Here is a 24,450-nt window from a genome sequence, read left to right on the forward strand (position 1 = left end):
ATACAAGCAAAGGATACATGTGCGTCGGACAGGCGCCACGGGGTTGGTCAGGAGCGGATGCGGTTGCGCAGGTAGATGCCCGACTCGGTCAGCACGCCGGTGCCCGCGTAGGTCGGCCCGCCGCAGGTGCCGGGCTTGAAGGCGGCGCTGGACTCGTCGGCGTCCGAGTACGTCCAGTTGGCGTAGCTGATCTGCAGCCGGTCCAGCAGGTCGAGCCAGGTCGCCGTGCTGGCCAGGTCGATCTGGCCGCCGCCGGTGGCCGACACGGTGCCGAACTCGGTGACGAACAGCGGCAGCGAGGCGGCCGCACGCTGCACCTCGGCCCGGTAGTTGTCCTTGTGCGAGGCCGCGTAGAAGTGGAACGCGTACATGATGTTGGACGCGTTGACCGGGTTGGCGATGATCTCCGACGAGCTCGAGCCGTCCGAGACGCCCAGCGACGACCAGCCGCGGGTGCCGACGATGATCACGGCGTCCGGGTCGTTGGCCCGGATGACCGGGATGACCTGCTCGGCGTACGACTTGATGCCGGCCCAGCTGACCCCGTTCGGCTCGTTGGTGATCTCGTAGATGACGTTGGGCTTGGCCGCGTTGCGGGCCGAGACGTTGGCGAAGAACGTCTTGGCGTTGGCCAGGTTGTAGTTCGGGTCGCCCGGGGTCAGCGTGTGGAAGTCGATGATGGCGTAGAGCCCGCGCTCGGAGGCCTCGTCGACCAGGCTGTTGACCCGCGAGGTGAAGCCGGCCGGATTGGTCTCGTAGCCCTGCTCCTGCACGTACATCGAGATCCGCAGCAGGTTGGCCTGCCAGTCGGTGGCCAGCGCGTCGAGCGAGGCGTCGTTGTAGCAGTCGGCGAACCACTGGAGGCCGTGGGTGCTCATGCCCTTAAGCTGGACCGACTGCCCGGACGAGTTGCACAGGTGGACGCCGCAGACCCGCAGCTGCCCGTTGATCGCCACCGGGGTGGTCCCGGTCGGCGGCCGGGTGGTGGCCGGGGGAGTGGTGGGCGGTGGCGTCGAACCGTCACACGACACGCCGTTGATCCGGCACGAGGTGGGCCGGCCGGAGCCGTTGGCGATGAAGCCGAAACTGGTGGCCGCGCCGGGGGCCAGCGTGCCGTTCCACCCGGCGGGCGTGAAGACCGTGCCCGACTGCGTGGCGTTCCAGGTCTGCGAGACGGTCGTCCCGGCGGGGAAGGTCAGCTCGACCCGCCAGGTGGTGATCGTCGACGAGGTGTTGTTGGTGACCGCGACCTGACCCTGGTAGCCGTTGCTCCAGGAGCTGACCACGGTGAACGCCGCGGTCTCGGCGCTGGCGGGCTGGGCCACCACGATCGCCGTCGCGACCGTGGCGAGGACGGCCGCCCCGGTCAAGAGGAGTTTGCGCATGGGGGATCCGCTTCCATGAGGGGGAGTGGGAGCGCTCCCACGATGACACGGAAAGTTACCCATGTAAATATGGCCGGGCTCCCCGCGCGGGGAGCCCGGCCATCGATCGACAGAAGATCAGCCGGTGTTGCGCATGCCCGCGGCGATGCCGTTGACCGAGGTCAGCAGCGCCCGCTCCAGGGCCGTGGAGTCGGACGGCGCGCGGCGCGCCCCCGGGCCCACCTGGAGCTGACGGTCGGCCTCGTTCAGGTCGCGGTACTGGCGCAGCAGGGCCACCTGCAGGTGGTGCAGCGGCTCCAGGTACGTGTCACGGACGCCCAGCGTGCGCTTGAGCTCGGGCTGGCTCTCCAGCAGCTCGGACGTGCCGGTGATGGCGAGGACCTCGCGCACCGTCAGCTCGTACTCCTGCCGGATCGTGTCGAAGATCGGGTGCAGGTGCTCGGGCACCAGCGTCTCGACGTAGCGCTTGGCGATCGACAGGTCGGTCTTGAACAGCATCATCTCGACGTTGGACAGGAACGTCTTGAAGAACTGCCAGTTTCCGTACATCTCCTGGAGCACCTCGGTCTTGCCCGCCTCGCGGGCCGCCTTGAGGCCGGAGCCGACGCCGAACCAGCCGGGCACGATCTGCCGGGTCTGGGTCCAGCCGAAGACCCACGGGATGGCCCGCAGACCGCCTAGGCCGGCGTCCGCGTTGGGGCGCTTCGAGGGGCGGGAGCCGATGTTGAGCTGGCCCAGCAGCTCGGTCGGGGTGGCCGCCCAGAAGTAGGCCGGCAGGTCCGGGTTCTCCACCAGGCGGCGGTACGTGCCGAAGGCCGCCTCCGAGGCGGTGTCCATGGTCGCGTCCCAGCGGGCGAGCCGCTCCTGGTCGACCGACGGCTCGGTGTGCAGCAGCGTCGCCTGCAGCACCGCGGCCACCGTGAGCTCGAGGTTCTCGCGGGCCAGGGCCGGGAGGGTGTACTTGTCGCTGATCACCTCACCCTGCTCGGTCACCTTGATCGCGCCGTCCAGCGTGCCGTACGGCTGGGCCAGGATCGCCTCGTGGGTGGGGCCGCCGCCCCGGCCGACCGTGCCGCCCCGGCCGTGGAAGAGCCGCAGCCGCACGCCGTGCCGGGCCGCCACGTCACGCAGGTTGCGCTGCGCCTTGTGGATGCCCCACTGGCTGGTGGTGATGCCGCCCTCCTTGTTCGAGTCGGAGTAGCCGAGCATGACCTCCTGCACGTCGCCGCGGGCCCGCACGATCTCGCGGTAGGCCGGCAGCGACAGCATCTCGTCGAGCAGTTCGCCACCGGCGTCCAGCTCGGCGGGGGTCTCCAGCAGGGGCACGATGTTGACCCGGGCCCGCCCGGTGTGGATGTCGACCAGGCCGGCCTCGCGGGCCAGCACGGCCGCCGCCAGCACGTCGTCGACGCCCAGGGTCATCGAGATGATGTACGTCTCGACGACGTCCTGCCCGAAGCTGTCCTGGGCCTCACGGATCGTGTTGAACACGTCGAAGGTCTTGCGGGCCGAGTCGGTCAGCGGGGTGTCGGCGCTGGAGAGCGGCCGCCGCCCGGTGAGCTCGGTCGCGAGCAGCTTGGTGCGCTCCGGACGGTCCAGCGCGGCGTAGTCGTCCACCTCGCCGACCTGCGCGTACATCTGCTGCAGGACCTCGTGGTGCTTCTCCGCGTGCTCCCGGACGTCGAGCGTGGCCAGCTGCAGGCCGAAGGCCGACACGGTGCGGATGGTCGTGGCGACCACGCCGACCGCGGTCAGCTGACCCGAGTTGCGGGCCAGCGAGGCCCGCATCAGCTCGAGGTCGCTGATCAGCTCGTCGCTGCCCAGGTAGTCGCGGCCGGGCACGTGGGCGGTGCCGTTGCGCAGCCGCTCGCGGGTGTTGGCCAGCTTCGCCTTGATCGCGCGGACCTTGAGCCGGTACGGCTCCTCGGCGTTCGTGCGGCGGAAGCGGGGCGCCACCTCGGGCAGGTTGTCCAGGTCCTTGGCCAGCGAGGCGGACAGGTCGAGGGAGACCCCGCGCAGCCGCCGGGAGACCGACAGCACGTCGATGAGCTGGTCCATGGCCGCCTCGGCGGCCTGGATGCCGTGCTCGTGCTGGATCATCAGCACGTCGCGGGTGACGGCCGGGGTGACGAACGGGTTGCCGTCCCGGTCGCCGCCGATCCACGAGCCGAAGGTCAGCGGCCGGGCCGTCGGGGCGGTCTCCACCCCGAGCTGGCGCAGCGTCTCGGCCAGGTCGGAGAGCACCTGGGGGGCCGCCTCGGCGTACAGGTCGCGCAGGTAGTAGACCGCGTTGCGGGCCTCGTCGGTCGGCTCGGGCCGGTCCAGGCGCAGCTCGTCGGTCTGCCACAGCAGGTCGATGACCTCGGCGAACTTGCGCGTCGAGGCGGTGGTGTCGGACTGGCCGTAGAGGATCGCGGCCGCCGCCTCGGCGTCCAGGGCGTCGGCCAGCTGGCGCAGCTTCGACAGGATCGACCGGCGGGACGCCTCGGTCGGGTGAGCGGTGAAGACCGGGCGCACGGCGAGCCGGCGGGCCGCCGCGGCGACCTCGTCCGACGGCACGCCCTTCTCGGCGATCAGCTTGGCCGCCTGGTCGAGCCAGCCGCCGTCGCGGGCGCGCCGGCGCCGCAGGTCACGGGCCCGGTGCACCTGCTCGGTGATGTTGGCCAGGTGGAAGTAGGTGGAGAAGGCGCGGGCCAGCTTGGTGCCGGTGGTGATGTCCATGGCGGCGAGCCGGTCGGCCGCGGCCTGCGCGTCCTGCCGGACCAGGGCGCGGACCTCCTCGACCAGGTCGAGCAGGGGCCGGCCCTCCTGGCGGGCCAGGGTCTGGCCCAACAGCGTGCCGATCCGGCGAATGTCCGCTCGCAGGGCTGCGTCGGGCCCCTCAGGGTCGAGGTGGCCTTGCTGGTCTGTCATCGGGGGGCGCTCCTTCGCCTCAAGGTGCTCCAGGACAGCGCTGTCCCGACTTCGCCGATCGTATCGGCGCGACCCGGACACCGGGCAAACTGAGGGAAGTCTCACGCCCCGATTCAGGCGCTGACGGGAATGGCCGGCCGCAGCTTGGCCCGCCGGGCCGGGGCCGGGACGGTCTGCCGCCAGGTGGGCAGCAGCCGCTGCGGGGTCTCGATCGCGCGCTCCTTGAGGACGAACGAGCGCCGCGCGGCCGCGAAACCGGACCGGTCGGCGTACATGTCACGGCTCATCTCGGCCAGCTCCCGGGCCTCGTAGACCTCCAGCGGGACGCGTTCGGCGGCCAGCCGCCGGGCCTTCGCCTGCCGGCGCCGGCGGGCCAGTCGCGGGTCACTCTCGCGCTCGGCCAGGGCGGTCAGCCATTCGCCGTACGCGTCGGGGTGCCGCGGGCCGACCTCGTCGACCAGCCCGAGAGTGGCCGCCCGGGCCGCGCTGACCGGCAGCTTGCCGTCGACCAGCTCCTGGGCCTGGTCGGCCCCGACCCGGCGGGGCAACGTGAAGGTGTGCAGCTCGGAGCCGTACAGCCCCATCTCGTAGTAGGGGTTGAGCACGATCCCGTCCCGCGCCGCCACCACGTCCGCGCCCAGGCCGAGCATCACGCCGCCGGCCCCCGCGCTCCCCGCGTAGGCGGCCACGACGACCTGCCGCGTACAGGTGATGATCTCCCGGCAGACCTCGTTGATGGCCCGGATGTTGACCCAGGCCGTGCCGGCCGGGTCGGGAGCGGCCTCGATCACGTTGAGGTGGATGCCGTTGCTGAAGGCGTCCGTCCCGCCCCGCAGCACCAGGACGTCGGTGTCCTGGGCGGCGGCGTGCCGCAGCCCGGCCAGCAGCCGACGGCAGTGCCCGGGCGCCATCGCCCCGTTGTAGAAGTCGAAACTCAGCCAGCCGATCCGCCCGGTCCGGCGGTAGCGCACCTGCCGATAGGCCGCGGGGGACTCGGGCTCGCTGCCCACCGGCAGGGGCGAGTGCGGTACGCCTCGCAGCCGCGCCCCGAGCAGCGTGGTGGCCGGCAGCTTGATCCGGGCCCGCGGGTGCTCGGCGTCGGCGGCGCGCAGGTGACCGAGCCAGAGGCTGCCGTCGCCGGTGCCGACCAGCACCGCGCCCTGGCGGCGGCTGAGCAGCTGGCCGGGGCGCACCTGGCGGGCCAGGCCGGGCGTGGCGTCGTAGGCGAAGACCGGCAGCCCACCGATCTCGGTGCGCACCCCCGGGGCGCCGTCGGCGGCGCGGATCGAGCGGAGGATGCGCTCGGTCGGGTCGGACCAGTCGAAGGCGCGGTCGTCCTGCCGCATCAGCGGCCGCGGATCGGCCCGGCCGGCCGGCGCCGGGGTGAAGGACGGATCGGCCGCCTTGGCCACCACCTCGAAGACGCACTCCAGGGCGGCGTCGGCCACCGGCCCGTTGTAGAGCGACGACTTGCGCGGCGGGGCCGCCGGGAGGGCGAACCGGCGGGTGGCCCAGATGGGCCCGGCGTCCATCTCCTCGACGGCCTGCAGCGCGGTGACGCCCCAGGCCCGCGCGCCCTCGGTGATCGCCCAGTCCAGCGAGGACGGGCCGCGGTCGCCGACCGGCCCGGGATGGATGATCACGGTGCGCCGGTCCCGCCAGATCTCCTCGGGCACCCGGTCCTTGAGGAACGGGCAGACGATCAGCTCCGGGTCGGCCCGCCGGACCCCCTCGATCATGTCGGCCGCGCTGGTCGCGAGCTGCACCCCGACGTCGTGCCCGGCCTCGCCCAGGGCACACCAGACCCGCTGGCTGAGGCCGTTGAACGCCGTAACGAGCAGCAGGATTCGCACGTTGGCCCCCCTGAAGAGATGTACCCACGCACTCTTGACCGGGTATAGAAGGTTATGTCGGACATGGTGTGCGTCCATCGAATGTCGGACCCCCGGACTAGACTTGGTCGGGTACCCCCGCCCCTCCCGGGCGTTGGGGTTTTTCGACGTGGGGAACTACCGTCATGCAGCTTTCCGGTCTGATCCCGGCCGCTCTTCGCGATCGTGGTCTCGCGCGCGCCCGTGACCTGGCGCGCAAGGGCTTCGTCGACTCCGACTCACTTGATCTGACCGCGCCCGCCTCGCTGCGGCCCTTCCTGGTCGCCACCGTGGCCGACAGCGCGTCGCGGCCCGTCCTGGCCGTCACGGCCACCAGCCGCGAGGCCGACGACCTGGCCGACGCGCTGGGCTGCCTGCTCCCGGCCGACCGGGTCGTGGTCTACCCCTCGTGGGAGACGCTGCCGCACGAGCGGCTCTCGCCGCGCTCCGACACGGTCGGCCGCCGCCTGGCCGTGCTGCGCCGCCTCGCCCACCCCGCGCCCGGCGAGGAGATCCAGGTCGTCGTGGCGCCCGTCCGCTCGGTGCTGCAGCCGCAGCTCAAGGGTCTCGGCGACCTCGAGCCGGTCGAGCTCACCACCGGCGGCGAGGCCGAGCTGGAGCAGGTCGCGCGCCGGCTGACCGACATGGCGTACGCCCGGGTCGATCTCGTGACCAAGCGCGGCGAGTTCGCCGTGCGCGGCGGCATCCTCGACGTCTTCCCGCCGACCGACGAGCACCCGTCCCGGGTCGAGTTCTGGGGCGACGAGGTCGAGGAGATCCGCACCTTCGCCGTGGCCGACCAGCGCACCATCGAGGAGGTCCAGCGTCTGTGGGCGCCGCCGTGCCGCGAGCTGCTGCTGACCCCTGACGTGCGTTCACGTGCTGCCGACCTGGCCGCTGAACACCCCGAGCTCGGGGAGATTCTCGACAAACTGGCCGAGGGGATCCCGGTCGAGGGCATGGAGTCGCTCGCGCCGGCGCTGCTCGACGGCACCGACAGCATGGAGCTGCTCCTCGACTGCCTGCCGGCCGACACGCACGTGTTGCTCTGCGACCCCGAGCGCATCCGGACCCGGGCGCACGACCTCACCCGTACGTCCGCTGAGTTCCTCGAGGCCTCCTGGGCCGCCGCGGCCGTGGGTGGCCAGGCGCCGATCGATGTCGGCGCGGCCGCCTTCCACACGCTGGCCGACGTCCGGGCCCACGCCGCCACCCTGCGCCAGCCCTGGTGGACGGTGTCGCCGTTCGGCCTCGCCGAAGAATCATCCTCAGCTGAGGATGATCAGCCCTGGCTGGAGACCCCGGCCGTCGAGGTGTTGCCCGATTCCGGGGACGCGATCGCACTGGCCGCGCAGCCCGTGCCGCTCTATCACGGCGACACCGCCAAGCTCGCTGCCGACCTGCACGACTGGGCCGCCGCGGGCTGGGCCATCGCGCTGGTCTTCGAGGGCCACGGCACCGCCCAGCGGGCCACCGAGGTGCTGCGCGACGCGGGCCTGGGCGTCACCCCGGTCGACTCGCTGGAGGAGCCGATCGAGCCGGGCCAGCTGATCGTCACCTGCGGCGGGCTCAACCACGGCTTCGTCGACGCCGCCTCGCAGCTCGCGGTGATCACGGGCAACGACATCACCGGCGGCCGCGGCGCGTCCACGAAGGACATGCGCAAGATGCCGTCCCGGCGGCGCAACACCATCGACCCGCTCGAGCTCAAGCCGGGCGACCACGTGGTGCACGAGCAGCACGGCATCGGCCGCTACGTGGAGCTCGTGCAGCGCACCGTCAACGGCGCCGACCGCGAGTACATGGTCCTGGAGTACGCGGCGTCGAAGCGCGGCCAGCCCGGCGACCGCCTCTACGTGCCCACCGACCAGCTCGACCAGCTCTCCCGCTACGTCGGTGGCGAGTCGCCCGCGCTGCACAAGATGGGCGGCGCCGACTGGCAGAAGAGCAAGGCCCGGGCCCGCAAGGCGGTCCGCGAGATCGCCGCCCAGCTGGTCCAGCTCTACGCGGCCCGGCAGGCCTCCCAGGGCCACGCGTTCGGCCCGGACACCCCGTGGCAGCGCGAGCTGGAGGACGCGTTCCCGTTCCAGGAGACGCCCGACCAGCTCGCCGCGATCTCCGAGGTCAAGCACGACATGGAGCTGGCCGTCCCGATGGACCGGCTGATCTGCGGCGACGTCGGCTACGGCAAGACCGAGATCGCGGTCCGGGCCGCGTTCAAGGCGGTGCAGGACGGCAAGCAGGTCGCCGTGCTGGTGCCGACCACGCTGCTCGCCCAGCAGCACTACAACACGTTCACCGAGCGCATGTCCCAGTTCCCGCTCACCATCAAGCAGCTGTCCCGGTTCCAGACGCCGAAGGAGTCCCAGCTGACCCTGGAGGAGGCCGCCAACGGCACGGCCGACATCGTGATCGGCACCCACCGGCTGCTGGCCAACTCGACCAAGTTCAAGAACCTCGGCCTGATCATCGTGGACGAGGAGCAGCGCTTCGGCGTCGAGCACAAGGAGCAGCTCAAGGCCCTGCGCGCCTCGGTCGACGTGCTGACCATGTCGGCCACCCCGATCCCGCGCACCCTGGAGATGGCGATCACCGGCATCCGTGAGATGTCGACCATCGCCACCCCGCCCGAGGAGCGTCACCCGGTGCTCACCTTCGTCGGCGCCCACGACGAGAAGCAGGTGGCGGCGGCCGTGCACCGCGAGCTGCTCCGCGACGGCCAGGTCTTCTACCTGCACAACCGGGTCGAGTCGATCGACAAGGCGGCCCGCAAGCTGCGCGAGCTGGTCCCCGAGGCCCGGGTCGCGGTGGCCCACGGCCAGATGAGCGAGGAGCAGCTCGAGAAGGTCATGGTCGGCTTCTGGGAGAAGGAGTTCGACGTCCTGGTCTGCACCACGATCGTCGAGTCCGGCATCGACATCCCGAACGCCAACACGCTGATCGTCGAGCGGGCCGACCTGCTCGGCCTGGCCCAGCTCCACCAGATCCGGGGCCGGGTCGGCCGGGGGCGCGAGCGGGCGTACGCCTACTTCCTCTACCCGCGGGAGAAGCCGCTCACCGAGCAGGCCCACGAGCGGCTGGCCACCATCGCCCAGCACACCGAGCTCGGCGCCGGCATGTACGTCGCCATGAAGGACCTGGAGATCCGCGGCGCCGGCAACCTGCTCGGCGGCGAGCAGTCCGGTCACATCGAGGGCGTCGGCTTCGACCTGTACGTCCGGATGGTCGGCGAGGCCGTCCAGGCGTTCAAGGGCGACCGCCCCGAGGAGGAGCCCGAAGTCAAGATCGACCTCCCGGTCGACGCGCATCTGCCGGTCGAGTACATCTCGGTCGAACGGCTCCGCCTGGAGATGTACCGCAAGCTGGCCGAGGCCCGCGACGAGGAGAAACTGCGCGAGGTCGTGGCCGAGATGACCGACCGCTACGGCGAGCCGCCGGCCCAGGTGGCCAACCTGATCGCGGTGGCCCGGTTCCGCCAGCGGGCCCGGCAGTACGGCCTGACCGACGTCTCCATGCAGGGCAAGCACCTCCGGTTCTCGCCGCTGCCGCTGCCCGACTCCAAGCAGATGCGGCTCAAGCGATACCACCCCGACTCGGTCTACAAATCGGCCAACGACCAGGTCAGTGTGCCGCGCCCGAGCACCCGCCGCCTGGGTGGCGAACCGCTGCGTGACCAGGCCCTGCTGGAGTGGTGCGCCCAGCTGCTGACCGACGTGCTGGGGGAGCCGGCGCCGGCCAAGGTGTGATGTTCGGCGGGGCGGGTGACGTGGGTCATACGGGGCGTGAGAGAGTCTTGACCATGCAGCGTGCCCGCCGACTCGCATCCATGGTTGTCGTCGCGTCCCTGACCGCGGCCGGCCTCTCCGCCTGCCGTTCGGAACCGTCCGTGGCCGCCTATGTGGGCGACTCCGGGCGGGTCACCGAGAAGCGCGTCCAGCAGGTCTGGGACGACGCCCAGGCCGCCCTCACCGAGGCCGGGGCCAAGGGTGGCGTGCCCATCTCCCGTGGCGACATCGTCAAGACGCTGGTCAGCGCCGACGTGATGACCGAGGTGGCCAAGCGGGAGAACGTGGCGCTGCCGGCCAACCTGCCCCTCGGCGACTACGCGACGCAGCTCAAGCTGCCCGAGAGCGCCGAGTACGTGCGGCTCTACGCCGAGAGCGACGCGCTGATCCGCCTGCTCCGCGAGCGGGCCGGCTCGTCGACGGCCAAGCCCACCGACGAGGACCTGAAATCGGTCTACGACAAGCTCGCGGCGGCCGGCGAGGTCGACCCGGCCATGTCGTTCGACCAGTTCAAGACCCAGCTGCCGGCCGACAACCAGCAGCTGGTCTCGACGTCGGCCGCGGTCCGCGACGAGGTGGCCTCGGCCGCCGGCGAGCTGCGCATCAAGGTCAACCCGCGCTACCAGCCGCTGCAGATCTCGGTCCTCGACTTCCAGACCCAGAACGGCGAGCTCCGGCCCCTGGTCACCGTCCCGCTGGGCACGGCCGACGCCGGTGCCCCCGTGCTCGACGTGTCCTGACGGCTGGCACAGTTGGCCCCATGACCGCTCGGATCGTCCTGCTCGTCACGTCGCCCCGCCTGCCCGCAGGCTTGCTGACGGCCGCCGCGTGGGACGTCGTCCGCGCCCACCCGGTCCTCACCGCCGCCGACTCTCCCCAGGCCGCCGCCCTGCGCGCCAGCGGCATCCCGGTCACCGTCATCGACCCCGACCCGGAGCGCGTGCTGGCCATCCTCTCCACCGAGGGCGACCCCACTTCGGCCGCGACCGCTCCTGCGACCGCCCCTACTCCCGCGACCGCCCCTACTCCCGCGGGCGGCCCTACTCCCTCGGGCGGCGTCACCCCCGCGGGCGCCTCCACTCCGGCGGGCGGCGTCACCCCCACCCCGGCCCCCACTTCGGACATTTCCGGAATTGCCGGCTCGGGGCGGGCGGTGGTGTGGCTGGCCGGGCCCGATGGGGACGAGAGCTTTGCACGGTCGCTGGGGTTGCGGCTCGCGCGGGAGCCGGGGCTGGCTGAGCTGGAGCTGATGTACGGCTCGTGGGATCCGCCGGGGGCGCGGCTGCTCGACGCCGTCGCGGTGATGGACCGGCTCGTCTCGCCCGGTGGCGATCCCTGGAAGCGGCAGCAGAACCACCAGAGCCTGGCCCAGTACCTGCTCGAGGAGAGCTACGAGGCGTACGACACGATCGAGGCGGGTGACACCGACGCGCTGCGGGAGGAGCTCGGTGACGTACTGCTCCAGATCCTGCTCCATGCCCGGCTGGCCGAGGAGCATCCCGAGGACGAGCGCTGGACCATCGACGACGTCGCGGCGGGCTTCGTCGACAAGATGATCCGCCGCAATCCGCACGTCTTCGCCGGTGAGGCGGTGGCCGACATCGAGGAGATCACGGCCAACTGGGAGCGCATCAAGAAAGCCGAGAAGTCCCGCGAATCCGTACTGGACGGCATTGCCCTCTCGCAGCCGGCCCTGGCCCTCGCCGCCAAGATCCTGGCCCGTACGCAGCGAGCCGGCCTCCACGTCCCGCTGCCCACCGGCGACGACGTCGGATCCCGCCTGTTGCGCCTGGTCGCCGACGCCCCCGACGCCGAACATCTGCTGCGCCAGGCCGCCCTCGCCTACGCCGAAGCGGTGCGCTCACGCGAAACTGTCCCGTCCGACCACCCCGCCGGCCGCCCTTAACCGGACTGAAGGCTGCGCCCGAGTAAGTTTCAGGGCATGCCGGAGTTCGTACCGCTCGCCGAGCGCATTGTCGACGCCATCCTCGAGGCCGATCCCGGGCTCGCCACCGAGACGGGCGACCACCGCTTCGACGACCGCATGCCCGACCTCTCGCCGGGCGCCGTGGCGGCCGACGTCGCCATGCTGCGCGACGCCGCCGACGCCCTGTCCGGCATCGACGCCGACGGCCTCGACCCCGAGGAGCAGGTCGATCACGCTATCCTCTCGGCCATCGTCGAGCGCGGCTTGTTCGAGGCCACCGACGTGCGTGAGCACGAGTGGAACCCGCTGCATCACAACCCCGGCCCGCTGCTGCACGCGCTTCTCTCGCGGCAGTTCGCCCCGGCCGAGGAGCGCCTGACCAGCCTGGCCGGCCGACTGGCGGCGATCCCCGACGCCCTGGCCACCGCCCGCGCCGTGCTGCGTGACGTCCCCCGCATCCACGCCGAGACCGCGATCGGCCAGTTCGCCGGCACGGCCGGCCTGATCCGCGACGAGCTGCCCCTGCTGCTCGAGCAGGAGCCGGGCCTGCGGGCCACGGTCGAGCCGGCGGCGGCCACCGCCGTCGCCTCGCTGGCCGAGTTCGACGGCTGGCTGCGCCGCTCGCTCGACAGCAGCGAGCCCGGCCGCGACCCCCGCCTGGGCCGCCGCCTGTGGGAGGCCCGTCTCTGGCACACCCTCGACACCGAGCTGCCCGCGGCCGAGGTCCTCTCCCGGGCCCGCGCCAACCTGGAGCGGGTCGGCGAGGAGCTCCGCCAGGCCGCGGCCGAGCTGGTCGGCGGTCCCGCCACCGACGACACCGTCCGCAAGGCCCTGGACAGCCTCGCCGCCCAGCGCCCGGCCGACGACACGATCGTCGGCCTGGCCCGCGTGACCATGGAGGAGGCGACCGAGTTCGTCCGCAAGCACGACGTCCTCACCCTGATCGACGACCCGCTGGTCATCGAGGAGATGCCCGAGTTCGCCCGGGGTGTCGCCGTCGCCTACTGCGACCCGCCCGGCCCGCTGGAGACCGCCGAGGTCCCCACCTTCTACTGCATCTCGCCGACTCCGTCCGACTGGTCCCCGGAGCGCGTCGAGTCGTTCTACCGCGAGTACAACGACCACATGATCCGGGACCTGACCGTCCACGAGGCCATGCCCGGCCACTTCCTGCAGCTGGCCCACGCCCGCCGCTTCCGCGCCGCCACCCGGGTGCGCTCGATGGGCTGGTCCGGCCCGTTCGTCGAGGGCTGGGCGGTCTATGCCGAGGAGCTGATGTCCGGCCTGGGTTTCGGCGGTCTTCCCGTACGGCTGCAGCAGCTCAAGATGCAGCTGCGCATGAGCCTGAACGCCATCATCGACCAGCTGGTCCACTGCGAGGACCTCCCGCAGTCCGAGGCCATGGCCTTGATGACCGGCCCCGGCTTCCAGGAGGAGGGCGAGGCCACCGGCAAGTGGCGCCGCGCCCTGCTCACCTCGACCCAGCTCTCCACCTACTTCGTCGGCTACACCGAGGTCGCCGCCCTGGCCGCCGCCCGCCCCTTCGGCGCCACCCCCAAGGCCTGGCACGACGCCATGCTGGCCCACGGCTCCCCACCTCCACGCCACCTACGTACCCTCCTCGGCGTCTGACCCGGCGACGCGGGCAGGGTCGGCCGCTGGTGTGGGCTTCGTGAAGACTTCTGGAAATTAGATTAACTATTCCTTGAATCAACCTCTGTCGATGGCTCAGGATGGTGCCAGCGGCCGCGTCCCCACTCGCCCTCATCCCCAGAGGTACCTGCCATGAGTCTGCTCAGACGTGCCCTCATCGCCCTGCTGGCGGCGGCCGCCGTGCTTGTCGTGCCAGCGGCGGCGACAGCGGTCAAAGCCGCCGCCCCCTTCAAAGTGCTCGCCTTCTACAACGGAACGTGGGATGCCGCGCACATCGACTTCGACAAGGAGGCGCGGGAGTGGTTCCCGCAGGCCGGCGCCCAGAACGGTTTCACCTGGGAGGCCACCACGGATTGGAGCCGGCTCAGCGCCACCGGTCTGGCCGGCTACAAGGTGATCATGTTCTTGGACGACGCGCCGCCGGCTGATCGGCGGGCCGCGTTCCAGCAGTACATGCAGAACGGCGGTGCCTGGCTGGGCTTCCACGTCAGCGCGTTCACCACCGACGCCAGCGAGTGGAGCTGGTACTACAACACGTTCCTCGGTTCGGGGAACTTCGCCACCAACACGTGGGGCCCGACCGCCGAGACGTTGCGCATCGACGACCGTACGCATCCGACCACCGCCGCCCTGCCCGCGACGATCCCGTCGGCCGTCAGCGAGTGGTATTCGTGGAGCCGCGACCTGCGCCAGAATCCCGACATCGACATCCTGGCCTCGGTCGACGCGTCGAGTTTCCCGGTCGGCTCCGATCCCAGTCAGCAGTGGCGCAGCGGCTACTACCCGCTGATCTGGTCGAACCGGAACTACAAGATGATCTACACGAATTTCGGCCACAACGCGATGAACTACGAGACCAACACGCGTACGTCCTCGACCTTTGCCAGTCCGCAGCAGAACCAATGGCTGATCAACAGCATCCTGTGGCTGGGTGACGGCAGCGTCGGTGAGCCTCCCGCCGAGCAGCCGATCGACCCCGCCGCCTGGTATCCCGTCGTCAACAAGGCCAGCGCCAAGTGCGTCGACGCCCGCTCGGCCGGCACGGTCAACGGCACCCCCATCCAGCAGTACGCGTGCAACGCCAGCACCGCCCAGCAGTACCAGTTCACCCCGACCGACAGCGGTTACGTACGGATCGCGAACCGCGGCAATTCCGCCCAGGTCCTCGACGTCACCAACGTGTCCACAGCCGACAACGCCAAGATCCAGACCTGGTTGTACGGAGGGGGAGCGAACCAGCAGTGGAAGCCGATCACTGAGGGCGGCGGTTACTACCACTTCGTCAATCGCAACAGCGGCAAGTGCCTCGACGTGCCTGCCGCCTCCACAGCCGACAATGTGCAGCTTGTCCAGTACGCCTGTAACGGCACCGCGGCACAGAATTTCCGCCTGACGCAGTAGTGCTAGGTCCCCTCTTGTTCCGGGGGACCACCGGCTGGGTCCGCATCGAGAATCTTCATACCGTCGAGTTCGTCCATGTCATGTCCCGACGGGGGAGTTCGAACATGCCAAAACGCCTGACCCAGTGGGGCGTCGCCACCGCCTTGGTGGCGACGCTCGTGGCCGGAGCGGCCGGCCCAGCCGCCGCCGCGGCGAGCCGGAACCACCGCTTGCAGGCCGCCGTCGACGATCTGCACACGCTCGGCATCACGGGGGTGCAGGGCCTGAGCCGTGTCGACGGCCGGACCGACCGGGCCCGGGCCGGCGTCGGCGACCTGGAGACCGGGGCGCCGGTGCCGGTCGACGGCTATTTCCGGATGGGCAGCACCACCAAGACATTCGTGGCCGTGGTCGTGCTGCAGCTGGCCGGTGAGCACCGGCTCTCGCTCGACGACACGGTCGATCACTGGTTGCCCGGCGTCGTCACCGGCAACGGCAACGACGGCCGGCAGATCACGATCCGCCAGCTGCTGCAGCACACCAGCGGGCTTTACAGCTACCAGAACGACCTGGCCATCCTGGGGTCGTACGAGGGCTATCTGGCGCACCGCCTTGACCATCACGAGCCGGCCGATCTGGTCGCCCTGGCGATGAGGCACAAGCCCGAGTTCGAGCCCGGCACGAGCTGGGACTACTCGAGCACTAACTACATCCTGGCCGGAATGATCATCGAGAAGGCCACCGGCCGTACGTGGTCGGCCGAGGTCACCGACCGGATCGTCCGCCCCCTCGGCCTGCGGCACACTTCCTACCCGGGTGACCGGGCCGCGCTGCCCACCCCGCACGCCAAGGCGTATCAGCAGTGGTCCCCGGGCGGCCCGCTGCGCGACACCACGATCCTCAACCCGACCGTCACCGGGGCGGCCGGCGGCCTGATCACCACGCCCAGCGACCTGGCCCGCTTCTGGCCGGCTTTGCAGCAGGGCCGCCTCCTGAAGCCGGCTCAGATGGCCGCGATGCATCGCACCGTCCCGGCCGTGACGTGGAACGACGGCACCCGCTACGGCCTGGGCATCCAGTTCATGCCGAACCGCTGCGGCGGTTACTGGTCCCACGGCGGCGACGTCCCCGGCTCCCGCACCGCCAACGCCGTCAGCCCGAACGGCCGCCGCGTGGTCGTCCTCTCCCTGACCACCCCGCCCCGCGGCGGCGAAGCCCCCAAAGCGATCAAAGACCGAACGAACCGCCTCCTGAACGAGACGATCTGCGCTGCTCGGTAGACCGCACCCAAACTGAGAGCGCCGATCCGAAATGGACAGGCGGCGTTCGCGCCACCCTGGCCGGCGGTTCAGCGGGCGGCGGCGAGAACGACGGTGATGAAGTGGCGGAAGACGGGCCACGGCAGGGTCGGCCGGCCGTGCAGGTGCAGGGTCGCCCGCTCGATCGGAGCCGGCCGGAACGGGCCCGACTCCGGCTGCAGGTCGGGCTGTCGTACCTCCCGGTGGCCGCCGCCCGGTGCGAACGGGATCAAGGCCGGCCACGGCAGGTCGCCGTCGTCGGTCTCGAGCCGGGCCTGGGCGGGGCTCTCGGAAGGACCGTCCGGGATCAGCAGGGCGAGGCCGCCACGGCCAACTCGTACGTCCAGGCCTCGTCGTGCAGTGAATACGTCGAGACGACCCGGAACGGCTCGCCCATCAGGGTTTGGCGGGCGCGAGGAAAGCGCCGGCCTCCGTGTCCTCGGTCAGGGAGGTCAGGGTGACGTCGGTCCGCTTGCCGGCGATGGTGGCGGCGAAACTGGCCAGCGCCCCCTCGTTGGTCACGCACACGTCGAAGGCGCTGGCGGGGGTGCCGGCCACCTCCTGGAGCGACAGGCACGTCGCGTGCCGCCCGGCGATCGTGGTGTCGCGCTGGGTGGAGACGACCTCCGGGTCGAGGGCGGCGGTGGTCAGCATCGACCGGGCCGCCTCGGGGGTGACCAGGGAGCCGGTCAGGGTGGCCGCCGCGGTCGGGTCGGGCGCCGATTTCGTACAGGCGTCGCCTTTGCACCGGATGGTGGCGGTGGGGGTGACGATCAGGCGGCCGCCCGGGTAGACGTACGCCGATCTCGCCGGCTTCTGGGCCTGGGTGATGGTCGCCGTGTCGCCGCCGGCCAGGTGGTAGGTGGCGGTGTAGGTGAGGGCGCCGCCGGCGGCGAGCTGGGCCGCCGTGTCGGAGATCAGGTCGTCCCGGGTGGGCCCGGCCGCGCTGGCCTCGTCGAGGCCGGTGCAGGCGGTCGTGCCGAGCAGCACCGCGCCCGCGGCGATCAGGCCGACGGCGGCGGTAAGGCGCGGAACACTAGGCACGACTGACACCATGGACTACGCCCGCAACCGGCCGCAAATCAGTATTGGCCGCGGGCCCGGGCCTGGAGCTGCGCGTGCATGATGTAGCGGCGGACGATTTTCGCCTGATGTTCCTCAATGTCGGGGAAAACGGCCACCAGCTCCACCAGGAGCGGCCCGCGGGCCGGAACCTGCTGGCGCATCGAGCTGACCTTGGTGGCCCGGGCGGGAAATTCCACGATTTCGTCGTCCAATTGGACACGCAGCGTGAGAGCGTCGCCGGGACGGACCGTGACGTCGGTGAAGCGGGCGCGCACCGAGTGCTCGCTCAAGTCGTGAATCTGACCCTGGGCGGGTGAGGCGCCGTCCAACAGCAGCACGATCGGCTCCCCGCCGCCGCCCCGGACGTAGTTGCGGCTCTGCTCGATGGCCGGTTCGCCCGAGAAGCGCACCTCGACCCGGTTCCCGTCGACCGCCGCCACCCGGCCGTCCAGCGCGTACCGGCCGCGCGGGGCGGCCGCCCAGCGCAGCGTGACCGCCGAATCGGCCGGTGGCACGTCGGCGGCGGCCAGCGACAGCGTGATCGCCGTGCCGGCGGCCTGCACGACGCGGACTTCGGGCATCGTCTCGCCGAAGGAGGTCATCTCCACGTACGACCCGTCGGCGGGCAGCATGGGTGCGCTCATAGTGCCGGTGTCATCGGCCGGCCGGGCCCCGACCTTAGAGTTTTCACCGACCGCGCGTACGCCCGCCACCCGGGCTCGATACGCTCATTGGCGTGGTCGGCCGCAGGGTCGCGGTCGGTGAACGGCAGCGTTACACAGAGGGAGCGACACGACACATGGCCACCATTGAAGCGATCGTCGCCCGCGAGATTCTCGACAGCCGGGGCAACCCGACCGTCGAGGTCGAGGTCGGGCTCGACGACGGCACGGTCGGCCGCGCCGCGGTCCCGTCGGGCGCCTCCACCGGCGCGTTCGAGGCGATCGAGCTGCGCGACGGCGACAAGGGCCGCTACCTCGGCAAGGGCGTCGAGAAGGCCGTCGCCAACGTCGAAGACAAGATCGCCGACGAGCTCCTCGGCTACGAGGCCAGCGAGCAGCGGCTGATCGACCAGAAGATGCTCGACCTGGACGGCACGGCCGACAAGTCCGAGCTGGGCGCGAACGCGATCCTCGGCGTGTCGCTGGCGGTGGCCAAGGCGGCCGCGCTGAGCGCCGAGCTCCCGCTGTTCCGCTACGTCGGCGGTCCCAACGCGGCCGTCCTGCCGGTGCCGATGATGAACATCCTCAACGGCGGCGCCCACGCCGACTCGAACGTCGACGTGCAGGAATTCATGATCGCGCCGATCGGCGCCCCCACGTTCCGTGAGGCGCTGCGCACCGGCGCCGAGGTCTACCACGCCCTCAAGTCGGTGCTGAAGAAGAAGGGCCTCTCGACCGGCCTGGGCGACGAGGGCGGCTTCGCCCCCAGCCTGCCGTCCAACGCGTCCGCGCTCGACCTGATCGCCGAGGCCGTGCAGGCCGCCGGGTTCACCCTGGGCACCGACATCGTGCTCGCCATGGACGTCGCGGCCACCGAGTTCCACAAGGACGGGGCGTACGTCTTCGAGGGCAACCCGAAGTCGACCGACGAGATGATCGCCTACTACGCGAAGCTCGCCGCCGACTACCCGATCGTCTCCATCGAGGACCCGCTGTCCGAGGAGGACTGGGCCGGCTGGAGCGCGATGACCGCCGAGCTCGGCAACAAGATCCAGATCGTCGGCGACGACCTGTTCGTGACCAACCCGACCCGCATCGGCCGGGGCATCGCGGAGAGCGCGGCCAACGCGGTCCTCGTCAAGGTCAACCAGATCGGCTCGCTCACCGAGACGCTCGACGCGGTCGACCTGGCCCACCGGGCCGGTTTCAAGACCATGATGAGCCACCGCTCGGGCGAGACCGAGGACACCACGATCGCCGACCTGGCCGTCGCGGTGGGCAGCGGCCAGATCAAGACCGGCGCCCCGGCCCGGTCCGACCGGGTCGCCAAGTACAACCAGCTCCTGCGCATCGAGGAGCAGCTCGAGGGCGCCGCCCGGTACGCCGGTGCGGGCGCGTTCCCGCGTTACCGCACGGCCTGACCCCGGTCGGCTAGATCATGAAGTTGTGGCGCCTGCTCGAGCGGGCATAAGTTCGCAAGCAGGCGCCACGAGCGGGGGAGCAGGGTGACGACACAGCGACGAGCACCGAGCGGTCAGGGCCCGGCCCGCCGCCCCGGTTCGGCGCGCGTGCGCACCACCGGTTCGACCCGCATCCAGCGCAACCGGCCGTCGGCCTCGCGGCGCACGGTCACGGTCAGCCGGGGCACCACGAAGCGGACGGTGGCGCCGAGGCCGCGCGCGCTCACCGGCCGGGCCACCGTGCTGATCATCGTGTTGATCGCGCTCGCGCTGGCGTACACCTATCCCTTGCGGGTCTATCTCGCGCAGCGGTCGCAGATCGAGCAGCTCGAGGCCGACCAGGCCACCCAGCGCGAGAAGATCGCCCAGACGTCGCAAGAGCTGCAGAAATGGAACGACCAGGAGTACGTGAGGGCCCAGGCGCGCGAGAAACTGTTCTACGTGCGCCCGGGGGAGACCCCGCTGCTGGTGCTGAACGACCCGGCCGGCGCCGCCGCGGAGGCCGGTCAGAAAGATCCGGCGGCCGCACCCGGCCCCTGGTACGACACGATGTGGAGCAGCGTTCGAGCCGCTGACGCGGAGTCCTCTGAATAACATGCAAGACGACTTGAACATTGTTGAGGCCCAATTGGGCCGCCGCCCTAGAGGCACCCGAGCCATCGCCCACCGCTGTCCGTGCGGCAATCCCGACGTCGTCGAGACGTCGCCCCGCCTCGAGGACGGCACCCCCTTCCCCACGCTCTACTACCTGACCTGCCCGCACGCCACCGCCGCGTGCAGCCGGCTGGAGTCGGCCGGGGTCATGCGGGACATGCAGGAGCGCCTGGCGACCGACCCCGAGCTGGCCGAGCAGTACAAGCGCGCCACCGAGGACTACCTGACCCGCCGCAAGGCGATCGACGACGTGCCCGAGATCGCGCACGTCGCCGCCGGTGGCATGCCCGATCGGGTGAAATGCCTGCATGTCCATCTCGGGCACGCGCTCGCCGTGGGCCGGGGCGTGAATCCTTTCGGGGATGAGGTGCGCGACGCCGTGGAGCCGTGGTGGGCCGAGGGGCCCTGTGTGAAACGGGACGAGTGATGGAGATCCGCCGGGCCCGGACCAAGGACGTGCGGGCGATCCGGGCTCTCGTGGACGCGTACACCGAAGACCGCCGATTGCTGAGCAAGGCCACGGTCACCCTGTACGAGTCGGTGCAGGAGTTCTGGGTCGCCGTCGACGACCGGGACCGGGTGTACGGCTGTGGCGCCCTGCACGTCATGTGGGAGGACCTGGCCGAGATCCGCACGGTCGCGGTCGACCCGGCCATGCGCGGCCAGAAGATCGGCCACCGCATCGTCGAGCACCTGCTGGACGTGGCCCGCGATCTCGGCGTGGCCCGCGTCTTCTGCCTCACCTTCGAGACCCGCTTCTTCGGCTCGTTCGGGTTCACCGAGATCGACGGCGCACCCGTGCCGCACGCCGTCTACGAGCAGCTACTGCGGTCGTACGACGAGGGTGTGGCCGAATTCCTGGACCTGGAACGGGTCAAACCCAACACGTTGGGAAACACGAGAATGCTGCTGCATCTATGAGGGTCGCGGCGATCGACTGCGGCACCAACTCGATCCGCCTGCTCATCGCGGACGTGACGGATGCCGGGCTCACCGACGTGACCCGCCGGATGGAGATCGTGCGGCTCGGCGAGGGCGTCGACCGGACGGGCCGGCTCTCCGACGCCGCGCTGATCCGGACCCGGGAAGCCCTGGTCGGCTATGCCGCGGAGATCGCCGCGCACGACGTGGCGAAGGTCCGCATGTGCGCGACCTCGGCGTCGCGGGACGCCGACAACGCGCAGGAGTTCCGCGACATGGTCCACGGGGTGCTCGGCGTCGACCCCGAGGTGATCAGCGGCGACGAGGAGGCCCGCCTCTCGTTCACGGGCGCGGTGGCCGGCCTGACCGCCGAGCAGCCCTACCTGATCGTCGACATCGGTGGCGGCTCGACCGAGTTCGTCACCGGCCGTGACGGCGTCGATCAGGCGATCTCGATGGACATCGGCTGCGTCCGGATGACCGAGCGTCACCTTCACGGCGATCCGCCGACCCGGGACGAGATCGTCGCGGCCGAGCGGGACATCCGGGCCGCGGTCGACGTGGCGCTGGCCGCGGTGCCCGGCCGGGAGGCGAAAACCCTGGTCGGACTGGCCGGTACGGTCACCACCGTGGTTGCTCTGGCCAAACAGCTGCCGGCGTACGACGCCTCGCGCATCCACCACGCTACGGTGACCTACGAGCAGGTCGCGGCGGTCACAGCCAAGCTGCTCGAAATGCCGGTGGCCGAGCGCCGATCACTGCCCGTGATGCACCCCGGCCGGGCCGACGTGATCGGCGGCGGCGCGCTGATCCTGCGCATCATCATGGAACGAGCCGGTCAGCCGGCGGTGATCGCCTCCGAACACGACATCCTCGACGGGATCGCCTACAAACTGGTGGCATGAGCAATCTTCGACAGCAGATCCGGGCCGAGCTCGGCGTCAAGCCGTCCATCGATGCGGCCGCCGAGATCCGGCAGCGGGTCGACTTCCTCAAGGACTATCTGCGGTCGACCCCGGCCGCCGGCTTCGTGCTGGGCATCAGCGGCGGCCAGGACAGCACCCTGGCCGGCAAGCTGTGCCAGACGGCCGCGGCCGAGCTGCGGGCCGAGGGCCGCGAGGCGACTTTCGTGGCCGTGCGGCTGCCGTACGGCGTGCAGGCCGACGAGGACGACGCGCAGATCGCCCTGCGCTTCATCCAGCCCGACCGGTCGATCGCGGTGAACGTCAAGCCCAGCTCGGACGCGGTGGCCGCGGAGGCGGCCGAGGGCCTCGGGGAGCCGCTGCGCGACTTCGTCCGGGGCAACATCAAGGCCCGCGAGCGCATGGTGATCCAGTACTCGGTCGCCGGCCAGCTCAACCTGCTCGTCGTCGGCACCGACCACGCGGCCGAGGCGGTCACCGGCTTCTTCACCAAGTACGGCGACGGGGGCGTGGACATCACCCCGCTCACCGGGCTGACCAAGCGGCAGGGCGCGGCGCTCCTGCGTCATCTGGAAGCGCCGGAGAGCTGCTGGCAGAAGGTGCCCACGGCCGACCTCGAGGACGACCGCCCGGCCCTGCCGGACGAGGTGGCCCTCGGCGTCAAGTACTCGGAGATCGACGACTACCTGGAGGGCGCCGACGTCTCGCCCGAGGTGGCGGCGCGCGTCGAGTCCCTCTTCCGGGCCACCCGGCACAAGCGGACCGTCCCGGTGACCCCGCTCGACACCTGGTGGCGCTGACTCCCTGACGCCCGGCGCGCTACTGCGGTAGCGCGTTCTTGACGCTACTTCGCACTGCACAGTACTGTGCAGCGCGTGGATACGACCCAGCTCCTCAAGGGCGTGCTGGACCTCGCGGTCCTGGCCGCCCTGCGCGACGAGGACGGCTACGGCTACGACATCCTGCGCCGGCTCCGGGGCGCCGGCCTGGACGACGTCGGCGACGCCTCGGTCTACGGCACGCTGCGGCGGCTGTTCGCGGCCGGCTTCCTGACCACGTACGTTGTGCCCAGCGACGAGGGCCCGCACCGCAAGTACTACGGCCTGAACGCGGCCGGACGGGCCGAGCTGGAGCGGTCGGCCAAGGTCTGGAACGGCTTCGCATCCACCATGGACGATCTTCTTGGCGAGCGGGGGACGGCGTGAACATCACGGCGCAGGACGAGATTGCCGAGTACGTGGCCGGTGTCCGGGCGGCCCTGGCCGACCTGCCGGAGCCGCTGCGCGAGGAGCTCCTGGAGGACCTTCCGGAGCACCTGGCCGAGGTCCGGGCCGAGGGCTCGGGCAGCCTGGTCGAGCGGCTGGGCACCCCCGGGGCGTACGCGGCCGAGCTGCGCGCCACGGCCGGCTTCGTCGGCGGCTTCCCCGACCCGCCGCCCGGCAAGTGGGTCACGGCGGCCGAGATCCGGGCCAAGGTGATGCCCGTCCTGGACAAGGCCGACGTCCGGGTCGGGCCGCTGATCGGCTATCCGAGGGCCAGCGAGTTCCTGGTGCTGCTGCGCCCGGCCTGGTGGGTCCTGCGCGGCTACCTGGTGGCGATGGCGCTGGCGATGATCCTCGACGACAACACCGGCAACCCGGGCCTGCTGCCCCGCATCGGCGGCAGCGACATCATCGCGATCATCCTGCTCGCCCTCTGCGTGGGCGGCTCGATCCTGCTCGGCAAGCGCGGCTTCCAGCTCTCGCAGTGGCCGCGGTACGCGCTCTATTCGGCGACGACCGTCCTGGTGATCTTCGGCCTGGCCGGCTTCACCACCGCCGACACCAGCGTGCGCGACCCCGGCTTCGACGGCGTGAGCAGCTACGAGGGCAACCCGTACAGCAACATCAACGACCTCTTCGTCTACGACGAGCAGGGCAAGCTGGTGCCGAACGCGCGCATCTTCGACCAGAACGGCGAGCCCTTGCAGCTGGGCGGGGGCTGGTGCAGCGATCCGGACACCGGGGAGACCACGCACACCCGGAACATGGGTTACCCGTACTGCCCGCGGGACGCGCCCTTCGGCCCGACCCCCTCGGCCGCCGTGCCGACCCCCTCGGCCGCCGTGCCGAGCCCCTCAGCCGCCGTGCCGAGCCCCTCAGCCGCCGTGCCGAGCCCTTCCGGGACGTCGCCGGCCCCCAAACCCTCCGTCACTAGCACAAGCGGTCGATAAAAGCTGGGTAACGGGGTCGCGTCGAGGTCAGGACGGTCGCTATCGTTCCTCCGCGATCGGTCGACCCCCTCGACCGGCCCCTCGAAAGGAAACACCCAGTGAGCAACCCCGTCCCGCCTCCCGGCGGCGCCTACCCGCCGGCCGGCCAGGGCCAGCCCGGCTACCCGCCCGCCGGCGGCCAGCCCGGCTACGCGGCCCCCGCCGGCGCCCAGCCCGGTTACCCGCCCGCGGGTCAGGGTCAGCCTGGTTACCCGCCCGCGGGTCAGGGTCAGCCTGGTTACCCGCCCGCGGGTCAGGGTCAGCCTGGTTACCCGCCCGCGGGTCAGGGTCAGCCTGGTTAC

The 24,450-nt window shown here is 71.1% G+C and carries 21 protein-coding genes; 15 read left to right on the forward strand and 6 right to left on the reverse strand.

The features are described 5' to 3' along the window. Positions 1–47: 47 nt before the first annotated feature. The 3 genes from AB0J66_RS22395 to AB0J66_RS22405 form a co-directional block, all read right to left on the reverse strand. Complete coding sequence (locus AB0J66_RS22395; RefSeq protein ID WP_364663611.1) at positions 48–1,385, reverse strand: cellulase family glycosylhydrolase; 1,338 nt, start codon at positions 1,383–1,385, stop codon at positions 48–50. 117 nt (positions 1,386–1,502) lie between these two features. Beyond that, positions 1,503–4,298, reverse strand: coding sequence for a phosphoenolpyruvate carboxylase (gene ppc / locus AB0J66_RS22400; protein ID WP_364663613.1), 2,796 nt, complete (start codon positions 4,296–4,298; stop codon positions 1,503–1,505). 113 nt (positions 4,299–4,411) lie between these two features. Beyond that, the gene (locus AB0J66_RS22405; RefSeq protein ID WP_364663616.1) at positions 4,412–6,151 is read right to left on the reverse strand and encodes an enoyl-CoA hydratase-related protein; all 1,740 of its coding nucleotides are present in this window, start codon (positions 6,149–6,151) and stop codon (positions 4,412–4,414) included. 164 nt (positions 6,152–6,315) lie between these two features. On the opposite strand from AB0J66_RS22405, the gene mfd reads away from it, so the two are divergent. The 6 genes from mfd to AB0J66_RS22435 all read left to right on the forward strand — a co-directional run bounded on the left by mfd (position 6,316) and on the right by AB0J66_RS22435 (position 16,194). Next, positions 6,316–9,915 carry a transcription-repair coupling factor gene (mfd, locus tag AB0J66_RS22410; protein WP_364663619.1) on the forward strand — a complete coding sequence of 1,200 codons (3,600 nt, stop codon included), beginning with the start codon at positions 6,316–6,318 and terminating at the stop codon, positions 9,913–9,915. A gap of 80 nt (positions 9,916–9,995) precedes the next feature. Then, on the forward strand, positions 9,996–10,694 hold the full coding sequence (locus AB0J66_RS22415) for a hypothetical protein (protein ID WP_364663621.1): 699 nt from the start codon (positions 9,996–9,998) through the stop codon (positions 10,692–10,694). 20 nt (positions 10,695–10,714) lie between these two features. Further along, entirely contained in the window at positions 10,715–11,860 is a 1,146-nt protein-coding gene (locus AB0J66_RS22420) for a MazG family protein (RefSeq protein ID WP_364663624.1), read from the forward strand. 36 nt (positions 11,861–11,896) lie between these two features. Further along, entirely contained in the window at positions 11,897–13,513 is a 1,617-nt protein-coding gene (locus AB0J66_RS22425; protein ID WP_364663626.1) for a DUF885 domain-containing protein, read from the forward strand. A gap of 153 nt (positions 13,514–13,666) precedes the next feature. After that, a complete protein-coding gene (locus tag AB0J66_RS22430; protein ID WP_364663629.1) occupies positions 13,667–14,935 on the forward strand; it encodes an RICIN domain-containing protein in 1,269 nt (422 codons plus the stop codon). A gap of 104 nt (positions 14,936–15,039) precedes the next feature. Then, entirely contained in the window at positions 15,040–16,194 is a 1,155-nt protein-coding gene (locus AB0J66_RS22435; protein WP_364663631.1) for a serine hydrolase domain-containing protein, read from the forward strand. Between the two features lie 68 nt (positions 16,195–16,262). On the opposite strand, the gene AB0J66_RS22440 is transcribed toward AB0J66_RS22435, so the two are convergent. From AB0J66_RS22440 to AB0J66_RS22450, 3 genes are all read right to left on the reverse strand, one after another. Beyond that, positions 16,263–16,445: a hypothetical protein gene (locus tag AB0J66_RS22440; protein ID WP_364663634.1), complete on the reverse strand. Its 183-nt coding sequence runs from the start codon at positions 16,443–16,445 to the stop codon at positions 16,263–16,265. Positions 16,446–16,608: 163 nt separating this feature from the next. Further along, on the reverse strand, positions 16,609–17,256 hold the full coding sequence (locus AB0J66_RS22445; RefSeq protein ID WP_364663636.1) for a hypothetical protein: 648 nt from the start codon (positions 17,254–17,256) through the stop codon (positions 16,609–16,611). A gap of 38 nt (positions 17,257–17,294) precedes the next feature. Next, complete coding sequence (locus AB0J66_RS22450; RefSeq protein ID WP_364663639.1) at positions 17,295–17,921, reverse strand: PilZ domain-containing protein; 627 nt, start codon at positions 17,919–17,921, stop codon at positions 17,295–17,297. Between the two features lie 155 nt (positions 17,922–18,076). Here AB0J66_RS22450 and eno point away from each other — a divergent pair, with 155 nt between their 5' ends. From eno to AB0J66_RS22495, 9 genes are all read left to right on the forward strand, one after another. After that, positions 18,077–19,360, forward strand: coding sequence for a phosphopyruvate hydratase (gene eno, locus AB0J66_RS22455; protein ID WP_364663641.1), 1,284 nt, complete (start codon positions 18,077–18,079; stop codon positions 19,358–19,360). A gap of 147 nt (positions 19,361–19,507) precedes the next feature. Then, complete coding sequence (locus AB0J66_RS22460; protein WP_364663644.1) at positions 19,508–19,993, forward strand: septum formation initiator family protein; 486 nt, start codon at positions 19,508–19,510, stop codon at positions 19,991–19,993. A 1-nt stretch (position 19,994) separates the two neighbouring features. After that, positions 19,995–20,480 (forward strand): DUF501 domain-containing protein, encoded by a 486-nt coding sequence (locus AB0J66_RS22465; protein ID WP_364663647.1) that lies wholly within the window; start codon positions 19,995–19,997, stop codon positions 20,478–20,480. Beyond that, complete coding sequence (locus AB0J66_RS22470; protein ID WP_364663650.1) at positions 20,480–20,974, forward strand: amino-acid N-acetyltransferase; 495 nt, start codon at positions 20,480–20,482, stop codon at positions 20,972–20,974. Before AB0J66_RS22465 ends, AB0J66_RS22470 begins: the two co-directional genes overlap by 1 nt. Next, positions 20,971–21,879 carry a Ppx/GppA phosphatase family protein gene (locus AB0J66_RS22475; RefSeq protein WP_364663653.1) on the forward strand — a complete coding sequence of 303 codons (909 nt, stop codon included), beginning with the start codon at positions 20,971–20,973 and terminating at the stop codon, positions 21,877–21,879. Before AB0J66_RS22470 ends, AB0J66_RS22475 begins: the two co-directional genes overlap by 4 nt. Next, complete coding sequence (gene nadE, locus AB0J66_RS22480; RefSeq protein ID WP_364663656.1) at positions 21,876–22,697, forward strand: ammonia-dependent NAD(+) synthetase; 822 nt, start codon at positions 21,876–21,878, stop codon at positions 22,695–22,697. Before AB0J66_RS22475 ends, nadE begins: the two co-directional genes overlap by 4 nt. Positions 22,698–22,772: 75 nt before the next feature. Beyond that, on the forward strand, positions 22,773–23,102 hold the full coding sequence (locus tag AB0J66_RS22485) for a PadR family transcriptional regulator (protein WP_364663659.1): 330 nt from the start codon (positions 22,773–22,775) through the stop codon (positions 23,100–23,102). Further along, positions 23,099–24,109, forward strand: a complete 1,011-nt coding sequence (locus AB0J66_RS22490; protein WP_364663662.1) for a hypothetical protein — start codon at positions 23,099–23,101, stop codon at positions 24,107–24,109. Before AB0J66_RS22485 ends, AB0J66_RS22490 begins: the two co-directional genes overlap by 4 nt. Before the next feature lie 98 nt (positions 24,110–24,207). Continuing rightward, a partial coding sequence (locus AB0J66_RS22495; RefSeq protein WP_364663665.1) for a hypothetical protein occupies positions 24,208–24,450 on the forward strand: 243 nt, incomplete at its 3' end.

The sequence above is a fragment of the Actinoplanes sp. NPDC049598 genome, assembly GCF_040675435.1.
GTDB lineage: Bacteria > Actinomycetota > Actinomycetes > Mycobacteriales > Micromonosporaceae > Actinoplanes.

Coding starts and splice junctions, on each gene's coding strand:
- AB0J66_RS22395 (WP_364663611.1), bottom strand. CDS start 1,385: ATGCGCAAACTCCTCTTGACCGGGGCGGCCGTCCTCGCCACGGTCGCG.
- AB0J66_RS22450 (WP_364663639.1), bottom strand. CDS start 17,921: ATGAGCGCACCCATGCTGCCCGCCGACGGGTCGTACGTGGAGATGACC.
- AB0J66_RS22475 (WP_364663653.1), top strand. CDS start 20,971: ATGAGGGTCGCGGCGATCGACTGCGGCACCAACTCGATCCGCCTGCTC.
- AB0J66_RS22420 (WP_364663624.1), top strand. CDS start 10,715: ATGACCGCTCGGATCGTCCTGCTCGTCACGTCGCCCCGCCTGCCCGCA.
- AB0J66_RS22470 (WP_364663650.1), top strand. CDS start 20,480: ATGGAGATCCGCCGGGCCCGGACCAAGGACGTGCGGGCGATCCGGGCT.
- nadE (WP_364663656.1), top strand. CDS start 21,876: ATGAGCAATCTTCGACAGCAGATCCGGGCCGAGCTCGGCGTCAAGCCG.
- AB0J66_RS22465 (WP_364663647.1), top strand. CDS start 19,995: ATGCAAGACGACTTGAACATTGTTGAGGCCCAATTGGGCCGCCGCCCT.
- ppc (WP_364663613.1), bottom strand. CDS start 4,298: ATGACAGACCAGCAAGGCCACCTCGACCCTGAGGGGCCCGACGCAGCC.
- eno (WP_364663641.1), top strand. CDS start 18,077: ATGGCCACCATTGAAGCGATCGTCGCCCGCGAGATTCTCGACAGCCGG.
- AB0J66_RS22430 (WP_364663629.1), top strand. CDS start 13,667: ATGAGTCTGCTCAGACGTGCCCTCATCGCCCTGCTGGCGGCGGCCGCC.
- mfd (WP_364663619.1), top strand. CDS start 6,316: ATGCAGCTTTCCGGTCTGATCCCGGCCGCTCTTCGCGATCGTGGTCTC.
- AB0J66_RS22415 (WP_364663621.1), top strand. CDS start 9,996: ATGGTTGTCGTCGCGTCCCTGACCGCGGCCGGCCTCTCCGCCTGCCGT.
- AB0J66_RS22435 (WP_364663631.1), top strand. CDS start 15,040: ATGCCAAAACGCCTGACCCAGTGGGGCGTCGCCACCGCCTTGGTGGCG.
- AB0J66_RS22425 (WP_364663626.1), top strand. CDS start 11,897: ATGCCGGAGTTCGTACCGCTCGCCGAGCGCATTGTCGACGCCATCCTC.